The organism is Coleofasciculus chthonoplastes PCC 7420 (assembly GCF_000155555.1).
GTDB lineage: Bacteria > Cyanobacteriota > Cyanobacteriia > Cyanobacteriales > Coleofasciculaceae > Coleofasciculus > Coleofasciculus chthonoplastes_A.
This window is the reverse complement of the sequence record NZ_DS989844.1, coordinates 325,685-351,874: the sequence shown is the minus strand read 5'-3', so window position 1 is coordinate 351,874 and position 26,190 is coordinate 325,685. Positions and strand designations below refer to the sequence as shown.

The following is a 26,190-nucleotide window of genomic DNA, read 5'->3' as shown; positions in this document are numbered from 1 at the left end:
CGGGTGCGGCTGGGGTTAACCAACCTTAGACGGTTTGACTCAATTCAGTCGAATTCTCAGGTGTCGCCGTCTGGTAGGACTCTATAACCTGGGGAATAATCTGATTCAAATTTCCCGCACCGAGAAAGATAGCCAGATCTCCAGGTTGCAGGATTTGGGCGAGGAGTTGGGAGACTTCATCTAAGGTTGGTTGGTAGTAGACCCGCTCATGGTGATCCGCGATCGCGGCTCGCACTTGCTCACCTGTAATTTGTCCAACACCGGCTTCGCCTGCGCTATAAATGTCTGTGACCACGACGAGATCAGCATCGCCAAATGATTTAGCAAAGTCTGACAAAAATGTCAAGGTTCGACTATAGCGATGGGGCTGAAAAATGGCAACAATACGGCGTGATAATTCAACCTGTAAGCGAGCCGCCGCTAGGGTTGCCTGAATTTCACTGGGATGGTGAGCGTAGTCATCGACAAAGGTAATCCCTTTGCACTCACCCCGAACCTCAAAGCGACGCTTGGCACCTTCAAAGGTGGCTAGGGCGGAGGCGATCGCGTCAAACTCTAGTCCCAGGTGTCGTCCGACTGCCACAACCGCTAAGGCGTTGCTGAGATTGTGTTGACCTAACAGACTCAGTTGCAGCGTACCTAACACCTGATCGCCTTCCCAAATTCTCGCCGTGATGCCTTCTGCCTGATAAACAATGCGATCCACGCTGTAGTCAGCCCCGGCTGTGCGTTGTAGGCTATAGCTGATGGTGGGGGTGAAATGCGATCGCAATGTTTGGCAATCAATACAACCGACTATGGTTTGACAGCGATCGGCAAAAATCTTGAAGGTTTCGATAACCTGGTCGAGATTCTGGTAATGGTCGGGGTGATCGAGTTCAATATTGGTAATCACGCCAATTTCCGGAGCCAGCTTGGCTAAGGACCCATCTGATTCATCTGCTTCAGCCACCAGAAAGGGACTTTTACCCAGACGCGCATTTCCTTGCCAAGCATCCACTTCTCCCCCAACCACGATAGTCGGGTCTAGACCCGTTTTCAGCAGCAAGTATCCCATTAAACTGCTGGTTGTGGTTTTGCCGTGAGTTCCAGCAACGGCAATACTTCGGTAGTCTTGCATCAACGCGGCGAGTAAGTCGGAGCGATGAAAAATTGGGTAGCCGCCTTCTACAGCCGCTTTGTACTCAGAATTGATTGGATTAATCGCACTCGAACATATTACTTGGGGTAAGCAGGAGGCAAGATGGTCTTCCCTAACGCCGTTGCGGTTTGAGGGGACGACAATTTTTTTGCCCGTGGGTTCCGGTTCAATCGCCGTTTCTGATGCGCCCTGATAAATGGAGACATTCGTTTCTCTAAAAAATTCCAAATTGGTTGCCTTCTGGTCTCTAAACAGATGAGCGCCGACAGCTTGCAACCGCTGAGTAATCGGCGTCGAACGAATATCAGACCCAGATACAGGGAGGTTGCGTTTGGCTAGAACGTAAGCCAGCGCTGACATACCAATTCCACCAATTCCGATGAAATGGAATGGCTTGCCACTAAGATCGACAATATTAGGCATCTTAACTCCTTACACACCACACCACACAAGCCTACTGTGCCAATAACACGCGCTATCATATCAAGAATTGATTTTTCAAGATACAGCCAAGGGTGCATTTATCAGATTTTCTTGGCAACAGACCCACTTCGCTATAAATTGTGTTATTGCTCCAGTGGAGTTGACCACCGTATTTGTACTGAAGTAACTTTTTCTATCTCCAGACGGTTTTTTATACTAAACAGCCTTCATTCTTGGGTTTCCGGAAAATTCAGCAGAACCATAGAACTCCGACACTCGACCTGGGGAAGCCTGTTCCAGAGGTGCTAGGGCGCATCTGGAAGAGAAAGAACTCGCTGCGAGCCGTATTGACATCTAACCACACCCTACACCCCTAATCCAAAAACTCTTATTCTCAATTCAGATTCACCCAAACCCTTGGGGGGAAAGACTTAGAGCAACTCATAAGTCCGACGCTTCCCGATCCGTCGCTGAATCGGCATTTAGAATTTGTCCGGCTTTGCGATATGATTGGGTTCATAAAAAGTATATTTACTGAGCTTGAATACAGAGGGCAAGACGCAGTGATTAGAGTAGCGATCAACGGGTTTGGACGCATCGGACGTAATTTCGCCAGATGTTTACTGACTAGAGAAAATAGTCAGTTGGAGTTAGTGGGCATCAATGATACATCTGATCCCAAGACAAATGCTCATTTGCTTAAATATGACTCCATGCTAGGGACGCTCAAAGCCGACATTGGCTATGACGAAAACTCCCTAATCGTCAATGGCAAAACCATTAAGTGTGTATCGGATCGCAACCCCCTGAACTTGCCTTGGGGTGATTGGGGTATTGACCTAGTCATCGAATCAACCGGGGTGTTCGTTACCAGGGATGGTGCATCTAAGCATATAGCCGCCGGCGCCAAGAAAGTGCTGATTACGGCTCCAGGGAAAGGTGGTGACATCGGCACGTTTGTTGTTGGAGTTAATCATCACGACTACGAACACAGCAAGCATGACATTGTTAGCAATGCGAGTTGTACAACAAACTGTCTGGCTCCTGTGGTCAAAGTGATACATGAACACTTTGGCATCATTAAAGGAACCATGACTACGACTCACAGTTACACGGGGGATCAGCGGATTCTGGATGCGAGTCACCGTGATGTCCGTCGAGCCAGAGCCGCTGCGATCAATATTGTGCCAACCTCGACGGGAGCAGCTAAAGCTGTGGCTTTAGTTATTCCAGATATGCAGGGGAAATTGAATGGGATCGCGATGCGCGTACCTACCCCGAATGTATCGGTTGTGGATTTGGTGGCTCAAGTTGAGAAAAGCACCATTGCTGAGCAGGTAAACAAAGTCTTCAAAGAAGAGTCAGAAAACTCGCTTAAGGGCATTTTGGAATACAACGACTTACCGTTGGTGTCCTCAGACTACAAGGGACATGATGCTTCATCTATTGTCGATGCCAGTCTAACGATGGTAATGGGTGGTGATATGGTTAAAGTCATTGCTTGGTATGACAATGAGTGGGGCTATTCTCAGCGAGTTGTCGATTTGGCTGAGCATATAGCGACGCAGTGGGAAGGTTAAAGCAACAAAACTTTACCGCTTGGATGCAGCAACCTCTCAACGAGTTTATTGGCTGAAAATTCGGAGGGAAATAAAAGTGATGGGATTCCTCTGATTCTGGCTTCAGCAAAGCTTCAATAGAGTCATTGCTTGTTTATTAATACTCAGAGTCTGAACTCTGAGTGTTTTTTTATTACGATCTGGCAACAATAAGTAGGGCTTGCTGCACAAGACCGAAACCCTTGGCTACCAAAGCTTTGAGTAGCATGAACATTGGCTCATCTTCAAAGAAAAAGGATAAAACCCTTTCATACCTTTGCACCATTATCAGGGAAAATGTATCATTGCTTCCCCCGCTCCCTCTGCTTCCCCTGCTTCCCCTGCTCCCTACCCCCACCACAATACTTATTCAGCAGCCCCCAAGTAGGTGTAGCCCTTGGGGATAAGGCGGGATCATTGTCAGGAAAAGCTAACAAAAAGACAATTTCTTTTTCATTAGAAATAATCTGTACGATTAACTACATTTATGGTTAAAATAAAATAAATAATTAATTAAGCTGCCCGCTTCAGCCAAGTCCAGACAGGATTCCAGCTATCCCAAAACTGCATATATATTGGAGAACACCTTCCATGCCCATTAAAATTCAAGTTGAGAGTAATCACTTCCAGGAAAAATGCCATTGTAACTTGTGCGGTAACATTTTTTTCCCGCTAGAGGTGGTGGCAAGAGCGTATCGAGAATCTGGCGAATATGTTAGTGATGTTTGCCCGGAGTGCCTTGCTACTGGTACAGAGGGAATTAGTAACCGAATGCGCCAACGAGCAGACTACCTGCGATCGCTAGCGGTTGAGTTAGAACAACTGGCGAGAAGTGATATTGAATCCCCGAGTCTATCTCAATTCAATATTGCTAACCAGCTTGAGAAAGCCATGCGCTGATCTGCTGTTGATGTAAAGTAGCATTTATTTGATATAGAGACGTAGCCTGCTACGTCTCTACATAATAGGCGGTGCAATTCTAACGCTGCCAAATGACTATCCCAGAACCGACTACTGGACTCCGCGCCAATAGAGTTCCATCGGAATTAGTGATTTCCAGTTTGCTCAACTCCAAGTCTTGAGAGCGATGCCAAATTTCACTCGCTAATTGCTCTTGATCCTGTTCATCTAATTCATACCAGCCATCACTCACGGTGACAATCAGACGGTTCCCCTGAAAGTTGGCTTGAATGGATTGAATCAATCCATTCGCATACAGATCTGTAATTTCAGCCACTTGATCTTGAATCCCCGCAATCAGGCGTTGTTCTGGGGTAAGTTCTAGGGGAGAGGAATTAGGTTCTGGAGTTTCTGAAAATTCAGGTGCGGCTAATTCGGCAGGTGCAGGGATGGGTTCGGGTTTGACTTCTTTAGCTAACTGTGTTGGTGTCTCTGGCGTTATGGCGACTGCCGTCACCATTATGACCACAATAAACGCCGCGATCGCGCCCGTCAATCCCCAATCTGATAGCTTTTGATTCCAAGCTTCGGGTAACAGAGAGCGGATTGCTGCCAAAATACTATCCCACACCTTCTCAACGGTTTCAAAGCTGGGATAGAGCCAATCCACCAGTTTAGACGGGCGAGTGGGTTTAGCCCTATTGGTTTCTTGAATGGATTCATCTACCTCTATAGGTTCCTGAGGCTTATACTGCTCTTTTGACATTTTTATTTCCCTACCCAGCAACGCCAATTGGCATAAAATGCGCTAGATTCTTCTTACAAAGTGCTGCTCCTACAGCACAAATTTAACATTTTTGCCCGTCTTGCTTCAGTCTCCATGACTGCTCTAGATCTATGAGTCTCAAACGCCGTCAATTTCTGATTTTGAGTGGTATTAGTTGTTTCGGGGTTATTGCTGTTGGCAGTAATCTCTTCGCCCGTCAAACGACTCAGACGAGTGATACCCATTCCCAGACTCCTGAACCAACACCCTCAACGGATACCCAGAACGACTTCACTCATCCTCCTCTGTTACGCTTTGTGTCTATTGCGGATACAGGCACAGGTGCAGCCGGACAATATGCGGTGGCAAAGGCAATGACGGCTTATTATCAACAGAATCCCTACGAGTTGGTGATTATGGCAGGTGACAATATTTATAACAATGGCGAAATTGAAAAGGTAGAGGCAGTCTTTGAAAAACCCTATCAAGCCTTACTCGAAAAGGGGGTAAAATTTCACGCTTGTCTGGGGAACCATGACATCCGCACCGCCAACGGTGATCCCCAAGTCCGATATCCGGGTTTCAACATGCAGGGACGATACTATACCTTTCGCCGGGGATCAGTCCAATTTTGGGCGCTGGATACAAACGCCAAGGCGGATTGGCAGCGTCAGTTACCCTGGTTAGAACAGGAACTCAGCCGTAGCGATGCGCCCTGGAAGATTGTGTTTGGACATCATCAAATTTATTCATCGGGTCACTACGGATTGAATCAAAGGTTTATTGAAACCCTGACTCCCTTGTTTCAAAAATACGGCGTGCAACTCTATATTAATGGTCATGACCACCACTACGAACGGACTCTCCCGATTAATGGGACAACCTATTTAATTTGTGGTGCGGGTGCTGGAGTTCGCCCTGTCGGGCGTTCGCCATGGACTGCCCATTCTGCCTCACAGCTAAGTTTTGCAGCTTATGAAGTGTATAGCGATCGCATCCTAATTCGTGGTATTGATACAAAGGGTCAAATCTTTGATCAAGGGATGATATAGCAGTAGACACATCGATTAGGACTTTCGGCACCATTGTAGAGACGTTGCATGCAACGTCTCTACATAAATGATGTGTCCTAACAGCTATGGCGGTTGCTATACCAGCACTGCTGAGATAAACTCTATTCCCTGCACCTCTACCCATGGGATGATGTAGTATTGACACCTATTGGTGTGGGTGATCTACTCAATGCAGATGAAAAGCAAACTGATTCAGAAAATTATTGCCAGTGGACTTCTATTTGCGGCGTTGACTGCCCCAAGTCAGCAAATTGTGCAAGCGCAAGAACGCTCAACCTTTCTACTGAGGCTAAATTGTGTGGATACGGGGATCGGTAACTGGAGACGTCGAAGTGAAAACGTGGTGGTAAATAAAGCGGTTTACTCATCACGATTTTATATGGGTTCGGGCGATACGCGGGCATCATTGACCTGTAGACTGCAACCCAATGAAGAGGATGTTAACTTTCAGACTTTGCAATTAGCGTTTGGTATGCGCGATAACGACCAAGGTAGTCCCAGCGTTCTTGTTAATGTGTATATAGATGGGGTAGAGGCTGAATCTCGAACCGTTGTACCCGGAGGAGAACCTGCTGTTGTATCGCTGGATGTGAGCAACACGCAAAACGTTTCCCTGGAAGCCCGCTGTAATAGCAGTAGCAGATTTCAATATTGCGATCGCGTTTATTTCTGGGAAGCTTCCCTAGGGATTGCTCCCTAAAGCGTCGGCGTCGGCTGGCGTAACCCCAGTTAACAGATCATCAAAGGTTACGCATTTATAGCGCTTCGCGCTGGTCTAGTTACACTTTGTTTGTACGAACATCCCATCTGAACTCAGCTTCAGGTACGGGAGTTGTAAATACACCAGAGCGACTTGCTATAAGTTCTAGACGTGTCAGGGTACGTTTGTACAACGTCCATCTAAGGAGTTATTTGCTCAATTGCATGAGGCTTTTGCCGGACAAGCTCAACTGATCAGAGTATCATCAGCAGTATCAACAACAATTGCTGCTTTTTCATCCCGGTGTCATTTTATTGCCATCAGCCTACTATAAGCCATGAAAGTCAAGCGCCTGAAAATCAACTCGTTCCGTGGCATCGGCGATCTGACGCTGGAGTTCCATGAGACTGAACCGACAGTCTTGGTGGGGATCAACGGAACGGGAAAATCCAGTATTCTCGACTGTATCGCACTCCTGCTTTCCCATTTTGTGGCGGAACTTCAAGATCCGATTGGAACGGGACATTTTATTAACGAACAGGACATTACGGAAGAACGGAAAATTCCGCGACATTTTTTTAGTCAGGAAGATATCGCCAATGGCGCCCATCAAACCAAAAATGAGATCACGATTTCCCTGAGAGAACGGCAGATCAGTTGGTTTCTCTCATTATCCAATACCAAGGGACGACCCAGAGGCGGGAACATTCGAGAATTAGAAGGAATTTGTTTGCGAATTAAGAATCAGTTGCAAAACAATCTGAATGTGAATTTACCCGTCGTGGTTTACTATCCCGTCAACCGCCAGTTTTGCGACAAGGTTACCCAAGAAGCAACGAAATACTATTGGTCAAACCAACTAGCGATTTATGACCACGCATTAACGGGTGTGTCGATTAACTTTAGCAGCTTCTTTGAGTGGTTTAAGGATCTGGAGGATCTAGAAAACGAATGGCGTCGAGATAATCCCGAACACCGCGATATCCTCCTAGAAGCCATCCGACAAGCGATATCCTGTCTGTTACCCGGTTTTGCTAACTTGCGGGTGCGACGTGCCCCCTTACGGATGACAGTGACGAAACAAGGTCGAGAATTAGTCGTTAATCAACTATCAGAAGGTGAAAAAGGCTTACTCTCACTCGCCGCCGATTTAGCCAAACGATTAGCGATCGCGAATCCGGGGTTAGCGAATCCCCTAGAAGGGAGTGGTGTGGTTCTGATTGATGAGATTGAACTCCACCTGCATCCGAAATGGCAACATGAGATTGTACCAGCACTGACTCGCACTTTCCCCAACTGTCAGTTTATTGTAGCGACTCATTCACCCCAGGTGATTGCCAATGTGAACCCCCAACAGGTTTACCTTCTCCAAGCTATCCCCGATAGTGAAATGGGAGACACTCCGGTAATTATCGCCAAACATCCAGAACCCTCAATAAGTCAAGATAGCAATGCTTTGCTCCAAGAACTGATGGAGGTTTCGGTTAGCTAGAGACAGCGACAACCCTTAAGTCCAATATTCTGACCTGAGCGAAGGTTCAGGTGAGCGAAGGTTCAGGCGGCATGGGATAAATCGCCAGTCTACAGACACATCATTTTAGACTCTCCTAGAACTTAAGTTTCTTGACATCTAAGTTACCATTCGTAGGGGCACGATACTATCCATTGGTATCAACTTAAGGTCGAAAACCAATGCTGGTAAGGTTTTAAACTGTGGCTATCTACTCCTTGACATTTTCCCCCTCATCCCCTAACCCCAACTCCGGACCCCCCTCGTTCCCCCCTACAAGAGGCAGGGCTAATTCATTGTGATGAGAGAAAATTAGGACGACCAGAATTTAGCGTAAACTAAATCTTGCAGCCATAGTTTAATCGAGTCATTTGCTTGCTATGAAGGTCAATCTCCTGGAAGCCTTAACCCAAGTGCCAGACTTTCGTGCCGCAAGAGGACGGCGTTATCCTTTGTGGTTACTTCTTTTGCTGGTGATTATGGGAACTCTGAGTGATTGTTTAGGTTATCGTGCCCTGGAAGATTTTTGTCGGAGGCATCATGAGGCATTGGTGACAACTCTGCAATTACCTCCGACTCGTTTTCCTTCTGACTCCACTTTTCGGCGGGTGATGATGGGAATAGATTTTACAGATTTAGCTAATATTTTTAATAATTGGGTATATAGTAGTCTTCCTCAGGGAGAACAAGACTGGTTAGGAGTTGATGGTAAAAGTATTAAGGCTACTGTCAGCAATTACGACCAAGCTTATCAAGATTTTATTAATGTAGTTTCGGTATTCAGCGCTCAAAAAGGAGTTCCCATTGCTCTCCAACAATTTCACAACAAACAAGGGAGTGAAATTGCTGTTGTGCAAAATCTCCTAGCTACTTTAGACCTAGAAGGAGTTGTTTTCACTTTGGATTCCTTACATTGCCAAAAAAAACTGTACAGTTAATTATAGAAGGTGGCAATGATTATGTGATTGCTGTTAAGGGTAATCAAAAACGTCTACATGAACAAATTAAGCTGACTACTGAACAAAGGTTACCTGTTAGCCTTGATATCACCACAGAGCGCCGAAGTGATCGCATTACGACTCGCTCCGTCTCGGTTTTTGATGACCTGAGTGGCATTAGTTATGATTGGGAAGGTTTGCAACGTTTAGTTAAGGTAGAACGCTTTGGTACACGAGCAGGTAAACCCTATCACCAAATAGTATATTACATCAGTAGTCTGACTATCAATGCAGCACAATTTGCCCAAGGTATTCGGGGTCACTGGGGCATCGAGAATCGTTTACATTGGGTTAAAGACGTGGTGTTAGATGAAGATAATTCTCGGATGCGACAAGGTAACGCTCCCGCTAATTTTTCTATTATTCGTAGTTTAGTATTAACTATCTTGCGCTACAATGGCTATTCATCTATAACCACCGGAATTCGGCTGATTAGTCATAACCTGGAACAAATTTTTCAGCTAATAAGAAATGTGCCGACTCGCGTTGTTGAGCCAAATCCCAAAACCTTTATGGTAAGCAGCTCCTAGGCGAGTCCTAGTTTATTCGCGATCGCCTTGTTGAGCCAAACCCCAGAACCTTTGTGGTAACCAGCTCCTAGGTGAGTCCTAGTTTATTCGCGATCGCGTAAAGTAACTATTTGTTCTAATGGTGTTCTTCTAGCCCAGAGTCGTCTTGCCGTCTGATACCAAATCCAGTTCCCATACCCCCCTTACAAAGACATTTTTGAAAACGGTAAAAGCCTTATGTAACATTGTTGATGGCGTTTTGCTGTTCTAATTTATAAGGTGGTTCTCGCAATCGGATTTGGTATGAATAGTCCTGGTTGCCCTAATTTTCTCTCATCACAATGAATTAGCCCTGCTACAAGAGGGGGGAGGACAGATGATGCGGGAGCTTTTTTGGCAGGGGGGAGGACAGAGGATGCGGGAGCTTTTGTTGCACGGGAGAAGGGGAACCCTCTCCCCGCTCCCCTCTCCCCGGCGTGGGAGAGGGGCTGGGGGTGAGGGGTTGAGCTTAAGTTGACACGGGTGGATACTATCGTGCCCTTACCATAAGTTGCCTTTGTGTGTAAGCTGGTTTTAACGAGCTTTGACCAGAATTAAATCATCTTCTTGCTTCACCTCATAACCAGCCAAGGAATCTTTAGCGGGTCCTTTAATAACTGTGCCATCGATGGCGAATTTAGAATCATGACAGGGACAGACAAATTCGGTTGGCTCGGCTTGCCACTTTACTGTACAGCCTGTGTGAGTACAGGTAGGATTGACCGCTATAATCCTGTTCGAGTCCTCTGGATCACGCACGACTAAGATTGAACCGGCTGAAAATTTTTCGTTGAGGATTTCACCGTCTTGATCCAATTGAGCGACTGTACCCACCGACTCAAATCCATCCGCACGAGTAGTATTAGTTGTAGAGTTAGTTGTAGAGGTTGATTCCTCCGTTTTTGGCGAACAAGCAACCATGGCAACTGGCAAGTAACTAGCGATGCCACCAATACCCACCCAAGTTAGAAAGTCTCGACGATTCATAAGTCAAACAGTCTTTACGATAGCTATTTCTAATGATGTGAGGTTAAGCTTAAGGTAGAGACACAACCTTTGCGCCTCTACCACTATACCGCATCCGATTGCTTAATTTAATTCTTCCAACTATCCGTTAGCAATCATCACCCTAAACAACCTCCCCAAACAAATTTTGGGCAGTGCCACATTCTGGGCAATTTTCAAAGTTTAAATTATTGGTGGTAAATCCGCATTCAGGACAAACATAGAACACCATTTTAGCATCTTTCCAGTCTTCGAGGTTGTCTTTGGCTTGAGTGTAGTATTTAGCATGTTCAGTTTCAGCTTGTACGGCATAAGTAAAGGTTTGAACTGCCTCTTGATTGCCTTTTTGCTTCGCCTGCTCAATGAACTCCGGATACATGGTATCCCGCTCGTAGGATTCTCCGTTAATGGCTTCTTCCAGATTTTCTCGAGTGGATTTAACCTCTGGAGTTTCAATCGTTGCTTCCGGTTTGGCTCCAAGTTTGCGAATTACAGCCGCGTGATTAGCCGCATGTATAGCCTCAGCTTGGGCAGCCGCTTGGAAGAGACGAGCAACTTGTTGATAGCCCTCTGTTTCTGCTTTTTTCGCAAAAGCTAGATAACGAGCATGAGCATTGGATTCACCATTATAGGCAGCTTGGAGGTTTTTCAATGTCACTGCATCTGGGCTGGATGTTTCCTGAGAAACCTCTTGGGTTGTCACCGATGTTGACGGTTCAACCGTAGCAGTTGGGGGTTGCTGGGTGCAACCGACTAATGCTAATACTCCCAGGGCGGCAATTGATACAAATTTAGCTGTTTTTTTGATTGGACGACTCATCGTTGCACTCTCCTCGTTATTAAATAGTTTTCTCTTTTATGTAGAAACGTGCCATGGCACTTATGTAGAGACGTGCCATGGCACTTATGTAGAGACGTGCCATGGCACTTATGTAGAGACGTGCCATGGCACGTCTTAAGTGGTAAGTTGGAACCGGAATCAGGATTTTATTATTTGCCTGTTTTGGGGGTAGATGGACGTTTTTTAAATAAACCTGTCATGCTCAACCCTGTCACTAACAACCCCACTAATCCCAACCCATTCAACAACGGATAGATGGTTTCAAGACCCAAAAATTTTAAGGTATGCAGTTGCATCAGAATCCTAGCGATCTCGTCTTGATGAAACCATTCGTCAAAAATGGTGTAACCCATGCCAGTAATCACGGTTAGAATTAACGGGAGACAGGTAGCGATCGCGATTAGGCGGTGGTATTTACGAAAGGTGCGTATCATGGACATCCCCTCCTCCATGGCTTGAGACTTCTGACGTTATCCATCACCGTTTCCGGCTGTAGTTAAGACTTTAGGTGGAAAAGGTAAAGAACTCGGGTGGATACCACAGTTGTGCCAAGAAAAGTTGGGGAAAGTCGTTAACTCCCCCAATTACAGGTTTATCTTGGTTAGGCATTGTCCATTTCACCCTCCTTAGACTTGATCGCACGTTGACTGCGGTCTTCGAGCAGGTAATGGTACACTAAAGCCGCCGCACCACCACCAGCTAAGGGACCAAGCCAATAGAGCCAAATGTACTGGAGTCCCCCTCCCAATAAAGCTGGACCGAGATAACGAGCAGGGTTCATGGCGGCACCACTAATCGGTCCACCCGCCAGGATATCGAGGGTAACGGTTAACCCAATAAACAAACCGCCGACTTGGGGGGCACGTTTATCCATCGCTGTGCCAAAAACCACGAAGACGAGAAAGAAGGTGAGGATAAATTCCAGCACTAAGCCCATAATTGGAGTTTCTCCATTACCTAGTGCAGGTGTACCCATTTTAATTGCTTCCAGTGGCTCTAGGGGTATCGCTAACTTAATCAGACTGGCAGCAAAGATGGCTCCTAAACACTGAACAATAATATATCCCAAACCATCTTTGAGATTAATTTTGCCCGCCAACCAAGCGCCGAAGGTGACGGCTGGATTGAGATGACCCCCACTAATGGCGGCGGTAGCGCTAACCATGACAGCAATGGTTAAGCCGTGGGCTAGAGCAATGGCGACTAAATCGACATCTGTGTCACCTTTGATGATATAGTTCGTTGCGATCGCACCAACGCCAATAAATATTAAGGCAAACGTGCCGATAAACTCAGCAATTAAAGCTTTTGAATTCATTATCTCTAGTATCTTAATACTCTGTATAAACAGCCTTGCCACTCGCTGAGAATGGCTTGGTACAAAAAATAGACGGTAAATGTAAAGATTCGGTAAAGAAATAAAAGTTGTATTCCGTCACACCACCATTAGGGGTTCTTCTGTGCCGTTCCCCGACTAAAAAAAAAGACATGGTTCGAGACCATGATTTTGGGTAAAAATAGGTCGAGGTGTTCAGTGTTGTGCCTAAGCTGTCATGCATTTAAATTGGGTATTAGTAGCGAGCAAGATGCTTGATGTAGCGAGCAAGATGCTTGATGTAGCGAGCAAGATGCAAAGCCTGCGGCATGGCTTCGCTTAACGCACTACGGCAAGGATTTCGTCATTATTGACATTAAGGTTTAAATGCCGAACAGCTTACCCCTAAGAAAATATAGGTAGATACACCTGAAAACAACTGCCAACTCCTAACTTACTCCTCACCGTAATGTCTCCACCATGACGTTGGGCAATAGCTTTGGCGATCGCTAAACCTAACCCAGAACCCTCCTGGCGCTGAGTTCGGGCTCTATCGGCTCGCCACAGGCGATCAAAAATAAAGGGTAAATGTTCTGGAGCAATACCAATTCCTGTATCTTCTATACTGACAACCACCCAGGTTTCATCTGTACTCATCGACAGGGTAACTGTACCCCCTGATGAGGTGTATTGCAGAGCGTTTTCGAGCAGATTACAAAATACACGAAAAAGCTGAGAGGCATTTCCATTGACAAAAACGTCAGGTTGTAGTAATAGTTTCAGAGTCATATCTTGGGCTTCGGCGTTGGGTTCGAGACGTTCCTCAACATCTTCCAAAAGTTCGTCAAGGGGAATCACCGCCCATTCGCGGGTTGGTGCAGGGGTTGTCGCATCCGTTCGGGCTAGTAACAGGAGATCCTCTACCAAACGACTCATCTGGCTAGTCGCCGACGCGATCGCATCCAATTTTTCCACATCCGCCGGATGAATCCGTTCTGGATGAGTCTGCATTACTTCCACTGACGCCTTAATCGCCGTCAGGGGGCTGCGTAACTCATGAGATGCATCGGCTGTAAACTGTTTAAGTTGCTGAAAACTATGCTCAATGGGCTTCATCGACTGCCGAGTCAGCCACATACCGCCCACTCCAATCAGTCCTAACGCCAGAACACCTGCTACACCTGATCCCCAACGTAACTGGGTGAGGACAGCTTCCACAGACTCCGTGGATTCACTGGCGCGGACATAACCTTCGAGTTGTCGTTGTCCTTGGCTGTAACTGTACGCGGGAATCGTTAAGGTACGAATCTGCCCTTGTTCCCCTGTCTGGAATCCTTCTTGCAGGGGAAAAGTGGGTGAAAGGGTGCCAGAGATCGCTAATCGTTGCTTATCCGCCCCAAACCACTCCACACCTTGATCCGGTTTACTCAGATTCTGCCAGGGAATGTCGAGATCACCATCTCCATCTAAAGGGCGATAAGCTGGTTGATCAACGGCATCTTTATCCTGCTTAATCGCCACTAAACTATGAGCCGCCGCTTGGGCTAAATTGAGCAGACGTTTATCTAATTGCTGATAGAGACTATGGGCAAAAAATTCATAGACCACACCATTGGATATTACCCGAATTGCCACCATAACAATCAGATAAGAACCCAATAGACGCCAGCGCAAGGATTTAAACTGGGGGCTGACAGAGTTTTGATGCTTTACTTCGGAAAGAGGGCAAGGTTTTGAGTGTGTAGGAGCGGGTTTAGGGATTTTCTTTTGGCTATTAAGGGTAACGTTTTGGCGAAACCAACTCTGACTGAGTTTTGGATTTTGACCTTTCGCTTTACTCCTAGGTAACCTGGTTTTGAACCCAAATTTGGGTAAAAATTTATACATTTTTTCGCTCTGACCCTACGTCTTTCCCTTGGCTCATGCAAGCTTCAGCCGATACCCGATACCATAAACAGTTTGAATCAAATCCGGTGGAGCGCCGGCTGCTCTCAGTTTCTTGCGTAAGTCTTTGATATGAACCTTAACCGCTTCTTCTCCGGGTGGATCATCCCATGACCAAAGCTGCTCTAAAATAGCGCTACGACTCTGCACACGACCATGACTTCGTAACAGTAATTCCAGCAAACCATATTCCTTGGGTGTCAGATGCAGGGGTTGTTCAGCATAAGTCACTTGACAGGTATTCGGATCGAGGCTCAGACGTTCCCATTCAAGCACCGGGGGTAGGCTAGAATTACCTCGACGCAGTAATGCCCGAATGCGAGCGGTTAATTCGGGTAAGTCAAAGGGTTTCACCACATAATCATCTGCACCTGCATCTAATCCGATCACCTTATCATTGCTGGTGTCTTTAGCCGTCAGCATCAGCACCGGGGTCATTTTACCGGAACGTCGCAAGCGTTGACAAAAGCTAATTCCATCGAGTTTAGGTAGCATTACATCCAGCAGGATGAGTTTATAGCTGAATGCTTCGACAAAATCCCACCCCGCTTCGCCATCGGTAGCCATATCAACAATATAATGTTGGTCTTGCAGAGTTTCCGCCAGCGCTTTAGCAATGCGCTGATCATCCTCAACCAGCAGAATCCTCATGATTGTTCACTGCTATTTACGGGTAGATAGTTTCTATATTAACTTTTCACTTTAGAAGGCTTCGGCTATGCTTTTCCCTGTACTGTATCCGCCATAAATTCGGCTGACGCGATCGCGATCGCACACCCTGTTCCCTCAAACTTAATATCTTCAATCTTATCCTCGGTTGGATTAAGCTGTATCGTTAGTTCAATCGTGTCACCACACATCGGGTTATGTCCGCGATGATATCCATCAACAGGATCGGTTTTGCCTCGATTTCGAGGGTTCTTTGAGTGTTCTAGAATAATTTGCTGGTTGAGTCGTTGAGTCTTTGAGTCTTTGAGTATACCCAATTTAAAGGCATGACAGCTTACAGCAGTGCCGTTCCCCTACAGGTAATGACTGGTATGCTGGTGGGCAATGCCCACCCTACTTCTACTTCCTTTCCCAGAGGAATTTCCGGATTTATCCCTATCGGACAACCGTTGCTAAGATAAGAGAGATTGAACTGAACCCAAACAGAACCAGTCTGTACAATCACAACTGAAACCTTCTCTAGGGGCAGGTTTAGTCAAATCGGGGCGAAAAAAAACGATAATTGTGAAACCCACCCCTACATTCGGAAAAACTCCTTCATCCCGATGTACATAGCAACGGAAAAATGCTGGATGTGGCTTACCCACTAGGGCTAAAAAAAAATCCCTAGCCCAAATCAGTGAGCCAGGGAACGTCAATCAGGGTGCATCTACCATTCCACTCTTCTGGAATAGGCGGGGTTGATCCGGAACAATCCTGGATCAGTTCCTCAATTTGAGTTCAGTAGCATCCGCCGCCGAAAAATTCCAGGGTTCTCAACAAGGGTTAATGTCTCGCCCCTCATCCATAAGGTCAAAAGGTCTCATTGAATACATGACTCGCGTCTGAGTCCCTAAACTCTATAAGGAAACTTTCATAGAATTAAATCAATCTATATCTAAAGACACTATGAATGCGATAAATATTGTAAACCCAGTAAAAACCCTTGACATTCAGCAAACTTGACCAGGCAATAGCAGTGGCACAGGAATTCCATATCTCTGTGACCCCTTTGGGGGATGACCAGCATCTAGTGCGGATTGAACGAGTCGCACCCGGGGTGCCTTTGGCAGAAGAACAAGTGCGTTGGCCCATGGATGAGTGGTTAACGCAAGCGAGACAACTGATGAATGATCCCCTTCTGGGCTTGTTACAAGGGGGGGCTGGCGGTATGGATGAGTTGTTTTTCTTGCCTAACTCCGATCAGCAAGTGCGTCAATCCTGCCAAAACTTGGTGGCGCTGGGTCAGGAACTCTATAATGCTTTATTTCAAGGGAGCTTGCGTGATAGCTGGATGATGGCACAAGCGATCGCGCAAAATCAACGCACTGTATTACGACTACGCCTGGGACTCAAAGGAAATCGCTTACCCCGCTTACCCTGGGAAGTTCTCCATGCAGGCGATCGCCCTTTGGCAACGGGGACGGATGTCGCCTTCTCCCGGTATCAACTCAGCACCGGGTTGATGCGACCAATTCATTCTCTCCCCCCTCAACCTAATCCTGTCCTGAAAATTCTTATGGTCATTGCTGGACCGAGTGATCAAGAGAGTTTAGAACTGGCACAGGAAGCAGCACATCTACAAGAAGAACTCAAAAACCGTTCTCGCCAAGAACCCCCGGCGATTCAACTCACCATTCTCGAACAACCGGGACGAGAACAACTTACCCAAGCTTTAGAACAAGGTCAATATCAAGTCTTCCATTATGCAGGTCACAGTAGTCTGGGGGATTCTGGCGGTGATGTTTATTTAGTTAGTAATAAAACCGGATTAACGGAAACCTTAAACGGTAATGACTTAGCCGGATTGCTGGCAAATAACGGCGTGCAATTAGCCGTATTTAATTCCTGTCGTGGCGCTTATACAGCCACCTCAGACCCCTTAGACAATGGCAAAGAGCGCAATTTAGCCGAAGCCTTGGTCAAGCGAGGTATTCCTGGGGTTTTGGCAATGGCAGAGCGAATTCCTGATGAAGTGGCACTCACCCTGACTCGCCTCCTGTATCGGAATCTCAATCAAGGCTATCCGATTGATCTGAGTCTGAGTCGAGCGCGACAGGGGCTAATTTCTGCCTATGGCTCTAACCAATTATATTGGGCGCTGCCTGTACTTTACCTGCATCCCGAATTTGATGGATTCCTCACCAACGTGGACGATGACTATCACCATCGGGAAGAACGATTACAGTTATCGGAACCACCAGATATGCCATTAGTCTCTGATGAAAGTGACGCCGAACTATTCACACAACAGATGTTAAACAGAACGAGGTTAGAGGATGAGGATGAGTTCCTGCTAGAGGAGAAACCTCCCCTAGCTAAGTATGAGTATCAACCGAGGCAAAATTGGCTCGATGAGACGCCCTCAGAGGAGACGCCCTCAGAAGATGAGGGGGATGATCCGTCTAGCTTTATTAAGAATTTACTCGAACAACTGGATAGTGAGCCGGAGATCGAGGAACCGAAATTACCTCCCCTAGATCCGAACCATCCCCCACAACCAGCGCCTGAACAAGAGAATCAGGACGTACCCAACCCGCCGCCTCAGCAATCCCCGGTTTCCTCAGCCGCGCCAGCACCAACGTCTGTGCCAAAAACAGCAAGGCTGTCATCTGAGGATACGGTTAAGTCTAAACCTTCGCCAGCGCAACCGACTCAAAAGGGATGGCGTTCCTGGTTAGTTGCGCCTAAACTGTGGGTTGGATTGGGAGTTGGTGCTGTTGCGATCGCACTATTAAGTTTTGCCCTGGTTTGGAACCGTCAGCCGCAACCTGATACGTTAATTACATCGCCTGATTCTCCTGTGCCGAGTCTACCCCAACCCTCAGACTCAGATCAGATCAACTTAGCGCAAGCCGAAACCAGTCGCGTCACCGCTATAGCGATCGAACAATTGGGTCAGGGAAATATCGAAGCCGGAACGGAAGCGGTTGAAGCTTTACTCAATAGAGGTGCATTGTCTCAAGCCGATGCAGCGTTAAAGGCTGTTTCTCCCTCCCAATTGGATAATCCAACCATCAGTTTTTTGAGAGGACGTCTGGCTTGGCAGTCGCTTCAAACTGGGGATACAAACTATAATATCAGCGATGTGCGACGGTATTGGGAAACAGCAGTTAAAGCCCAACCTGACTTGGCTAAATATCACAATGCCCTTGGCTTTGCCTACTACGCAGAAGGAGATTTCGAGCGAGCTAACAATGCTTGGTTAGATGCTCTCACCTTAATTGAACAAGAGCAAATCGATGCAGATGTGGCGGGAAATGGGGCGAAGAAAGAAGCGTTAACAGCGTATGCGGGATTAGCTTTAGGATTCTGGAAATCTGCTCAACCACAGCCAGCCGAAAAGCGCACCAATCTTTTAAATGAATCGTTGAAACTGCGGAAAAAAGTTCTCCAAGATGACCCTGTGAATTTCCAGCCTGACGCCCTGAGTCAGAATTGGCTTTGGTCTGAGCAGGCGATCCAAGATTGGCGATCGCTCCTAGGAGAAACACAATAAAATCGGCATGGGTGGGTTCCCAAAATTCGATAAAATATGCTGTGGTAATACCTGTATGAATAGAGCAACTATTACTCTGCCTTCTCGGATAAAATTGAGTATCGATTTAACCGATGATCAGTTCTTTGAGCTGTGTCAGAGAAACCGAGATTACCGATTTGAGCGGACAACATCAGGGGAATTACTAATCATGTCACCAACGGGTAGTGAAACGGGAAATCGCAATATTGAACTCGCCTATCAACTCCAAGCTTGGAGCCGTAAGAATAATTTAGGGATTGCCTTTGATTCATCGAGTGGCTTCAAACTTCCCAATGGTGCCGAGCGTTCCCCTGATGTCTCTTGGATACGCCGGGAACGATGGGAAGCGTTAACTCCGACACAACAAAAGAAATTTGCCCCGATTTGTCCAGATTTGGTCGTGGAATTGCGTTCGGAAACCGATTCGCTGAAAGAACTACAAGAAAAAATGAGAGAATATAGGGATAACGGGGCAAAATTGGGATGGTTAATTGACCGTAAAAATAAGCGAGTTGAGATTTATCGTCCAGGAGAGGATGTAGAAATTCTCAACTCTCCGGCTACTCTGTCAGGAGAAGATGTGTTGCCGGGATTTGTGTTGAATTTAAAGGGAATTATGTAGAAGAGACGTTCCGGTGGAACGTCTCCAGACTCCAGACAGTTTGTTTGTCTTCCCATATCGCCTTAATCTATTAGAGGAAAGGTATCAAGGGAAAATAGTAACCATGGCAAAAGTAATCGTGATTACAGGTGTCAGCCGGGGTTTAGGTCGAGCAATGACTGAGGGATTTATCGCTCAAGGACATACAGTTTTGGGTTGCGCTCGAAACGAGGCGGCAATCAAGGATCTCAATCAAGCCTTTGGTCCTCCCCATAATTTTACCGTGGTCGATATTGCCGATGAAGATCAGGTGATGGCTTGGGCAAAACTTCTCCTCAACGAGTACAGTCCGCCCGATTTACTCATTAATAATGCGGCAATTATTAATAACCTCGCCCCGTTGTGGGAAATTCCCAGCCAAGATTTTTCTGATCTGATTGATGTCAATATCAAGGGAGTCGCCAATGTGATTCGCCATTTTATCCCAGCAATGATTGACCGGGGAAGCGGTATTATTGTCAATCTGAGTTCAGGATGGGGACGCTCAACCTCACCCCAAGTTTCCTCCTACTGTACCTCTAAATGGGCAATTGAAGGCATGACGCGATCGCTAGCTCAAGAATTACCCAAAGGAATGGCGGCGATTCCCCTAAGTCCCGGTATTATCCATACTGAGATGCTGGAAGTTTGCTATGGCGAAGCGGCGGCGTCTTATACGGCTATCCAAGATTGGAAGAAAAAAGCAGTTCCCTTCTTGCTGCAATTGACTCCTGCCGATAATGGTCAACCCTTAACTGTCCCCGCATGATATAATCAGAGATTCGACTCTGCGTTTGAGGCGAGACGGCAATTATCTCGCTTCAGCCTAAAAACAGCAGGTAGAGGAGAAAAACGGGAGCTATACAAAGTTTCACAAATAAAGCCTTGGGAAACCTCGCCCAAATCAGCTAAAATCGACTAATCATGTCAAATATTTGATAGTACGACGAAAGCAAAAAGGCGAGATTTTCTTGACTTAGCTATGGGGAAATTACCATTCAAGGCAAAGTCCTGGACTCTAAACCAGGGTTTAGCTGAACGCCGGAAGCCTCACGCCATATTTGTACTCAAATTGGCGTGAGATGGATAGGCGGTCAATCGATGGGGTTCAACACCCCTGAGATTGACAACCTGCGTATCAACTCACGAATAACATCAGATTGGGTTCTTTCTGTTAATTGACAAAACTTGGTGAGGTGTTCATATTCTCTGTCCGATACCCGTGTTGTTACCTGTTTCATGGTTGTCAATATGCTTTCAGTTTACTACCATTATAGCGTACAGGTTAATCAAATAAAGCTAATCGCTTCCTGTACATTGAACCTTGACAATCACCGAATATGGGCTTGGGTCCAGAAACCGACTACTCATAGTCGCATCTGTGGGCGGGTAAAATTCCAGCAGTACAAAGGCACGAACAGACTTTTGTATTGTTCCGGCGCGGAGGGGCATCCCGTGTCGTTAATAAAGCCAAGAGTCTCCTAAACAATAGTCGGATTGTCTTGGAAGCCTACACCATACCTGTACTCAGGTTGGTGTAGGAGTATGTCACTACAGCATCAAGAATCAGGGAGGATTGAAAAGTAGTGGATAACGTTTATAAACGCCACTCTTATAAGGCAAATTTTGATCAAGCCGAACGCTACCACACCCATTGGGATGAATATCTAATTATTCCGATTTGGGAGAGAAAAACAGGGCGTTGGACAGTAACGTGGCTAGAATCAGAACAGTTGCTCGAACCGACCATTATTGATCCCTTTGGCGGTTTTGATTTCCCCACAGCTCAAGCCGCGATATCGGCGGCAAAATCTCTCATTGATCATTGTTCAGATGTGGCGGCTCGGAATGCTTTAGAAGATAGGCTGATAGAAATTTTAGAAGGAAAGGGATGATATAATATCCGGCTGAATACTTACATGTTGGTGGAGACAAAGCAAAAGGCAGAAGGGAAGTAGGAAGGTTGCACTGGATTCGCATTACTTTTCTACTCGACTTTATTTACCAAGCCATAGGCTGACGACGGTTAAAAAAGCCACCCGTGGGTCCATCATCGGGTAAAGTTGCCAGCCATACAGGGGTATCAGCACCTTGCTCAATGTTTAACGGTGCAGCTTCAGAACCCATATCCGTTTTCACCCAACCCGGACAAGCCGAATTGATTAAAATATTGGTTCCTCGCAACTCCTTGGCAAACAAAGCTGTAACCGCATTGAGAGCTGTTTTAGATAGTCTGTAGGTAGGAGTGAGAATATCATAATAAGGCGAACTTGGATCACTCATTTCCGCAAAAGAACCAAGGGTACTAGACATATTGACAATGCGACCATAATTTGATTCTTTCATCAAAGGAATGCAAGCTTGACACATTAGAAAAGCGCCATAAAGATTTGTTTGCAGGGTTTGCGAGAACGTATCAAAATCTACATCCAATACAGACGTTTTTCTATCGAGTAGCACCCCGGCATTGTTCACGAGGATATGCAGTTCACCAAGTTCTTGTTTAAGCCAACGAACGGCTTTGTCAATACTCTCATGACTGTTCACATCCAAAAGACAGAAATCTACGTCTAATCCCTCTTGCTTCAGTTTTTTGCAAGCTTCCCGCCCCTTGTGGGCATCTCTGGCTCCCAGAATAACGCGGATACCTTTTTGGGCGAGTTGTTTACTAATTTCAAAACCTAAGCCTTTATTAGCACCTGTAACTAAGGCAATTTTACGGGTATGATCTTCCATATCCTTGTATTGAGAGGTTTTCAGCAACCTACTATCTGGAGGTTTCAACTAATTGTACCTGGGATAGACGCCAAGACTCTGCCAAAGCTTAGAAGATTTGATGAGATTGGCTTATTGGTTAATCCCTTGGCTAATTGGAGTTAAAATTGTCTACAATCACAGGAATTGGTTATGGAAACGCGACCTTTAGGAACTTCCGATATCAAAATCACACCGATTATCATGGGCACCTGGCAGGCGGGTAAAACCCACTGGGTGGGGATTGAAGATGCGGAAACGATTAAAGCCATCCGAGCCGCTTTTGACGCGGGTATCACGACGGTGGATACCGCAGAAATCTATGGTAATGGGCATTCGGAGCAGATTGTTGCCCAGGCATTATCCGAGGTGCGCGATCAGGTGGTTTATGCGTCCAAAGTGTGGGTGGGGAATCTGAAACACGATAAAGTTATCGAAGCCTGCGATCGCTCTCTGAAAAATCTCCAGACGGACTATATCGACTTATACCAAATTCATTGGCCCCCCGGAACATTTAATACTGAGGTAGTACCACTTGAGGAAACAATGAGCGCCTTGAACAAGTTGAAGGAACAAGGCAAAATTCGGGCAATTGGTGTATCGAATTTCTCCCACGCTCAGTTAGAAGAAGCAGCTCAGTATGGGAAGATTGACAGCTTACAACCGCCTTATTCCTTGTTTTGGCGTAAAGTCGAGCAGGATGCCCAACCCTACTGCATTGAGAATAATATCTCAATCTTGGCATACTCATCCCTCGCCCAAGGATTGCTCACAGGTAAATTTGGACCCGATCATCAATTAAGAGAAGGCGATCATCGTGCCAAAAATCGTCTGTTTCAAGGAGACAACTATAAACGAGCGCAGCAAGCTTTAGATAAACTGCGCCCAATTGCCGAACGTCATAATTGTAGTCTGGCTCAATTATCCTTAGCTTGGTTAATTGCCCAACCGCAAACGAATGCGATCGCGGGAGCGCGTCATGAGGGACAATCCTCTAGTAATGCTAAGGCGGCTGAGGTGAAGTTATCTCAAGAAGAACTGCAAGAAATTGACGCGATCGGACGTATTGTTACTGATCCCCTGGACGATAATCCCGTGATGTGGGATTGGAATTCATAACAGACCAATAATTAGGGCTTGCTGTACAAACTGGAAACCCTTATCAATCAAGGCTCAGCAAGCCCTACTTAGTGCAAGTCTCTTGTCCGCCATCTGTGTCAACTTAAGCTACAGCTCCCGGAGCTATGTAGAGGCGTTCCATGGTGCGTCTTCACCCTTCTTCGTTCACGGAATGCGGATCTGTAGGGGCGTGTTTTACCACTATCGTTTCTGAGCCAGCCCCGATTTGACTAAACCCGCTCCAATTTAACTTTCTAAGAAATAACATAACCTGTTTTACGTTTAATATAATCTAGAATCTTCTGATAACTCTCTGGATCAGTTTGCTCATTAATAATAATCGGAATTGAACTATCGGGTAACCAAAAGGTTAACTTGCCACTCGCCGCGTGAGAAAAGCTACTGATGCGGTTTAGATCAATTACATAATCACTGCGCTCATATCTAACTTGAATCCAAGATCCAGCTAGGGAATGAGCACAGACTTGTTTAATATACTCCAAAACTTGATGATACCCCTCTGGATCACCTTGCTGATTAATGATAATCTGGTGGGCACTATTCGGCAACCAGAAGATAATTTTGCCGTTGGGAGCGCAGGCAAACGCACTGATGCGATCTAAGTCAATCACATAATCACTGCGTTCATAATCAATTTGTATCCAGTACGCCACAAAACCTCCTCAAGCTATTGCGAGCTTTGAGTTATGAGTTGTGGATAATTTGGGTAAACTCATAACTCAAAATTCAAATCTCTAGGTCACGATACCTGCACTGGGGATTGCTGGATAATGGAAGCATTGGTTGGAGAAATTGCATCTTCACTCTGGCATTGCTCGATCGCAGCTTGCACAAATCCTTTAAACAAGGGGTGGGGCGTACTCGGTCGAGAGCTAAACTCTGGGTGAAACTGAGTCGCCAGGAAAAATGGATGATCGGGGTATTCAATGATTTCCACTAAGCGACCATCGGGGGATGTGCCACTAATCATATAACCTGTGTCTAAAAGCAGGTTACGATAGGCATTATTAAATTCATAGCGATGTCGGTGACGTTCATAAATCACCTCCTCCTCATAGAGTGAAGCAGCTAAGGTATTGGGCAGAATCCGACAAGGACACATCCCTAAGCGCATCGTACCCCCTAAGTCCACAACATCCTGCTGTTCGGGCAACAAGTTAATCACGGGATTCCGAGCATTGGGGACAAACTCAGCACTATGAGCATCTTCAAGCAGGGCAATATTTTGCGCCCATTCAATGACAGAACACTGCATTCCCAAGCATAAACCCAGGAAAGGAATTTTTTGGGTACGGGCATATTCAATTGCTGCTACTTTGCCATCGACGCCTCGGATACCAAAGCCTCCCGGAACAATGATCGCGTTGGCTCCCGCTAAAAACTTTTCCGCACCCTCGGTTTCAATATCTTCCGAACTTACCCAACGGATGTTGAATTCGCTCCCTAATGCGATCGCGGCGTGGCGCAATCCTTCGACAACCGACAGATAAGCGTCACTCAAGCGGATATACTTACCGACAATGGCAATTTCCACCTGATGGATGGGGCGATGCATACGTTCCACCAAGGTTTGCCACTGGCTTAAATCAGGTTCCCGTTGGGGGAGTTGTAATAAATCTAAGCTTTGGTTTGCCAGTCCTTCTTGTTCTAGAATCAGGGGGACTTCATAGATGCTATTGGCATCGGGAGAGGTAATCACGGATTCTACAGGCACATCACAGAACTCCGAGAGTTTCTCTTTAATCCCTGGTTGCAGGGGGCGATCGCACCGACAAACTAAAATATCCGGTTGAATGCCAATCGAACGCAGTTCTTTCACCGAATGCTGAGTCGGCTTGGTTTTCATTTCACCCGCTGACGGAATCCACGGTAGCAGGGTGACGTGCATATACAGCACATTATTGCGCCCCACATCCTTACGGAATTGACGAATCGCTTCCAAAAATGGTAAGGATTCAATATCCCCGACGGTTCCCCCAATTTCGGTAATTACCACATCCGGATTGGTATTTTTTGCCACCCGATGAATCCGTTCTTTAATCTCATTGGTAATATGGGGAATCACCTGAACCGTTCCCCCCATGTAGTCACCGCGACGCTCTTTATTCAGAACCGCCTGATAGATTGATCCGGTGGTGACACTATTGAGGCGAGACATCAGCGTATCCGTAAACCGCTCATAATGTCCCAAGTCTAAATCCGTCTCCGCCCCATCTGCTGTGACAAAGACTTCCCCATGTTGAAAGGGACTCATAGTTCCTGGATCGACGTTAATATAGGGGTCTAGCTTAAGAATCGACACCGAATAGTCCCGTGATTTGAGTAATCGTCCTAAGCTAGCAGCAACGATACCCTTACCGATGCTAGATACAACCCCACCTGTTACAAAGACAAATTTAGCCATAGAATTTTTAAGTACGCCAGACTTTTCAAGATGCACCCCGTTAATTGTGCCACAGTCTTTTCAGATTGTTGGGAGTCGGGCTGGAGTGTGACGCCCTCAATCACTGATAAGAGTAATCTTCCCCTGACCGGTTATTGAAATTGCCATCACCCTGTACACCCAAACCAATGAAACTCGCTTCTCCTAATTTCAGACGCCACAAGTCACGCTGAGAACATCCTTTCTCCATTTTCTATGCACAACTCGTCTACGCTCTGCCCGA

General features: G+C 46.3%; 22 protein-coding genes and 2 pseudogenes. 12 read left to right on the top strand and 12 right to left on the bottom strand.

Translation table 11 applies throughout. The features are described from left to right. Window positions 1–25 precede the first annotated feature (25 nt). Window positions 26–1,564, bottom strand: coding sequence for a UDP-N-acetylmuramate--L-alanine ligase (gene murC / locus MC7420_RS07210; protein WP_006099453.1), 1,539 nt, complete (start codon window positions 1,562–1,564; stop codon window positions 26–28). A gap of 563 nt (window positions 1,565–2,127) precedes the next feature. Here murC and MC7420_RS07205 point away from each other — a divergent pair. Both MC7420_RS07205 and MC7420_RS07200 read left to right on the top strand, forming a co-directional pair. After that, window positions 2,128–3,144 (top strand): type I glyceraldehyde-3-phosphate dehydrogenase, encoded by a 1,017-nt coding sequence (locus MC7420_RS07205; RefSeq protein WP_006099248.1) that lies wholly within the window; start codon window positions 2,128–2,130, stop codon window positions 3,142–3,144. A gap of 609 nt (window positions 3,145–3,753) precedes the next feature. Next, complete coding sequence (locus MC7420_RS07200) at window positions 3,754–4,062, top strand: hypothetical protein (protein WP_006099474.1); 309 nt, start codon at window positions 3,754–3,756, stop codon at window positions 4,060–4,062. Window positions 4,063–4,141: 79 nt separating this feature from the next. On the opposite strand, the gene MC7420_RS07195 is transcribed toward MC7420_RS07200, so the two are convergent. Continuing rightward, entirely contained in the window at window positions 4,142–4,828 is a 687-nt protein-coding gene (locus tag MC7420_RS07195; protein WP_006099432.1) for a hypothetical protein, read from the bottom strand. Window positions 4,829–4,959: 131 nt separating this feature from the next. On the opposite strand from MC7420_RS07195, the gene MC7420_RS07190 reads away from it, so the two are divergent. The 4 genes and pseudogenes from MC7420_RS07190 to MC7420_RS44035 all read left to right on the top strand — a co-directional run bounded on the left by MC7420_RS07190 (window position 4,960) and on the right by MC7420_RS44035 (window position 9,639). After that, the gene (locus MC7420_RS07190) at window positions 4,960–5,880 is read left to right on the top strand and encodes a metallophosphoesterase (protein ID WP_006099277.1); all 921 of its coding nucleotides are present in this window, start codon (window positions 4,960–4,962) and stop codon (window positions 5,878–5,880) included. Window positions 5,881–6,076: 196 nt separating this feature from the next. Beyond that, window positions 6,077–6,601 carry a hypothetical protein gene (locus MC7420_RS07185; protein ID WP_232231662.1) on the top strand — a complete coding sequence of 175 codons (525 nt, stop codon included), beginning with the start codon at window positions 6,077–6,079 and terminating at the stop codon, window positions 6,599–6,601. Between the two features lie 337 nt (window positions 6,602–6,938). After that, window positions 6,939–8,093: an AAA family ATPase gene (locus tag MC7420_RS07180; RefSeq protein ID WP_044205695.1), complete on the top strand. Its 1,155-nt coding sequence runs from the start codon at window positions 6,939–6,941 to the stop codon at window positions 8,091–8,093. A 398-nt stretch (window positions 8,094–8,491) separates the two neighbouring features. Further along, window positions 8,492–9,639, top strand: a pseudogene (locus MC7420_RS44035) (ISAs1 family transposase). 552 nt (window positions 9,640–10,191) lie between these two features. Here MC7420_RS44035 and MC7420_RS07165 read toward each other — a convergent pair. The 7 genes and pseudogenes from MC7420_RS07165 to sufU form a co-directional block, all read right to left on the bottom strand. Beyond that, window positions 10,192–10,644 (bottom strand): QcrA and Rieske domain-containing protein, encoded by a 453-nt coding sequence (locus tag MC7420_RS07165; RefSeq protein WP_006099599.1) that lies wholly within the window; start codon window positions 10,642–10,644, stop codon window positions 10,192–10,194. 142 nt (window positions 10,645–10,786) lie between these two features. After that, on the bottom strand, window positions 10,787–11,482 hold the full coding sequence (locus tag MC7420_RS07160; protein ID WP_006099524.1) for a rubrerythrin family protein: 696 nt from the start codon (window positions 11,480–11,482) through the stop codon (window positions 10,787–10,789). Between the two features lie 170 nt (window positions 11,483–11,652). Continuing rightward, on the bottom strand, window positions 11,653–11,937 hold the full coding sequence (locus MC7420_RS07155; protein WP_044205564.1) for a peptidase: 285 nt from the start codon (window positions 11,935–11,937) through the stop codon (window positions 11,653–11,655). 167 nt (window positions 11,938–12,104) lie between these two features. Next, window positions 12,105–12,821, bottom strand: a complete 717-nt coding sequence (locus MC7420_RS07150) for an MIP/aquaporin family protein (protein ID WP_006099572.1) — start codon at window positions 12,819–12,821, stop codon at window positions 12,105–12,107. A gap of 402 nt (window positions 12,822–13,223) precedes the next feature. Continuing rightward, window positions 13,224–14,492, bottom strand: coding sequence for a sensor histidine kinase (locus MC7420_RS07145; protein ID WP_232231661.1), 1,269 nt, complete (start codon window positions 14,490–14,492; stop codon window positions 13,224–13,226). Window positions 14,493–14,738: 246 nt separating this feature from the next. Then, window positions 14,739–15,413, bottom strand: coding sequence for a response regulator transcription factor (locus MC7420_RS07140; protein WP_006099560.1), 675 nt, complete (start codon window positions 15,411–15,413; stop codon window positions 14,739–14,741). Window positions 15,414–15,484: 71 nt separating this feature from the next. Next, a pseudogene (gene sufU / locus MC7420_RS07135) lies at window positions 15,485–15,748 on the bottom strand (Fe-S cluster assembly sulfur transfer protein SufU); the annotation flags it as partial. Between the two features lie 9 nt (window positions 15,749–15,757). Here sufU and MC7420_RS43265 point away from each other — a divergent pair. The 5 genes from MC7420_RS43265 (at window position 15,758) to MC7420_RS07115 (ending at window position 21,525) form a co-directional block, all read left to right on the top strand. Further along, window positions 15,758–15,892 (top strand): hypothetical protein, encoded by a 135-nt coding sequence (locus MC7420_RS43265; protein ID WP_269546253.1) that lies wholly within the window; start codon window positions 15,758–15,760, stop codon window positions 15,890–15,892. Window positions 15,893–16,416: 524 nt separating this feature from the next. After that, the gene (locus MC7420_RS07130) at window positions 16,417–18,969 is read left to right on the top strand and encodes a CHAT domain-containing protein (protein ID WP_006099296.1); all 2,553 of its coding nucleotides are present in this window, start codon (window positions 16,417–16,419) and stop codon (window positions 18,967–18,969) included. A gap of 55 nt (window positions 18,970–19,024) precedes the next feature. Continuing rightward, window positions 19,025–19,612 (top strand): Uma2 family endonuclease, encoded by a 588-nt coding sequence (locus tag MC7420_RS07125; protein WP_044205560.1) that lies wholly within the window; start codon window positions 19,025–19,027, stop codon window positions 19,610–19,612. A gap of 103 nt (window positions 19,613–19,715) precedes the next feature. After that, complete coding sequence (locus MC7420_RS07120) at window positions 19,716–20,399, top strand: SDR family oxidoreductase (protein WP_044205558.1); 684 nt, start codon at window positions 19,716–19,718, stop codon at window positions 20,397–20,399. Window positions 20,400–21,216: 817 nt separating this feature from the next. Next, a complete protein-coding gene (locus MC7420_RS07115; RefSeq protein ID WP_006099384.1) occupies window positions 21,217–21,525 on the top strand; it encodes a hypothetical protein in 309 nt (102 codons plus the stop codon). A 106-nt stretch (window positions 21,526–21,631) separates the two neighbouring features. On the opposite strand, the gene MC7420_RS07110 is transcribed toward MC7420_RS07115, so the two are convergent. Continuing rightward, the gene (locus MC7420_RS07110) at window positions 21,632–22,366 is read right to left on the bottom strand and encodes an SDR family oxidoreductase (protein ID WP_044205556.1); all 735 of its coding nucleotides are present in this window, start codon (window positions 22,364–22,366) and stop codon (window positions 21,632–21,634) included. Between the two features lie 171 nt (window positions 22,367–22,537). Between MC7420_RS07110 and MC7420_RS07105 the strand changes: the two genes are divergently transcribed. Beyond that, window positions 22,538–23,503, top strand: coding sequence for an aldo/keto reductase (locus MC7420_RS07105; protein ID WP_006099153.1), 966 nt, complete (start codon window positions 22,538–22,540; stop codon window positions 23,501–23,503). 254 nt (window positions 23,504–23,757) lie between these two features. Here MC7420_RS07105 and MC7420_RS07100 read toward each other — a convergent pair whose 3' ends face one another. Together MC7420_RS07100 and MC7420_RS07095 are read right to left on the bottom strand one after the other, a co-directional pair. Next, the gene (locus tag MC7420_RS07100; protein ID WP_006099378.1) at window positions 23,758–24,177 is read right to left on the bottom strand and encodes a hypothetical protein; all 420 of its coding nucleotides are present in this window, start codon (window positions 24,175–24,177) and stop codon (window positions 23,758–23,760) included. Window positions 24,178–24,263: 86 nt separating this feature from the next. Continuing rightward, on the bottom strand, window positions 24,264–25,928 hold the full coding sequence (locus MC7420_RS07095) for a CTP synthase (RefSeq protein WP_006099539.1): 1,665 nt from the start codon (window positions 25,926–25,928) through the stop codon (window positions 24,264–24,266). Window positions 25,929–26,190: the final 262 nt, after the last annotated feature.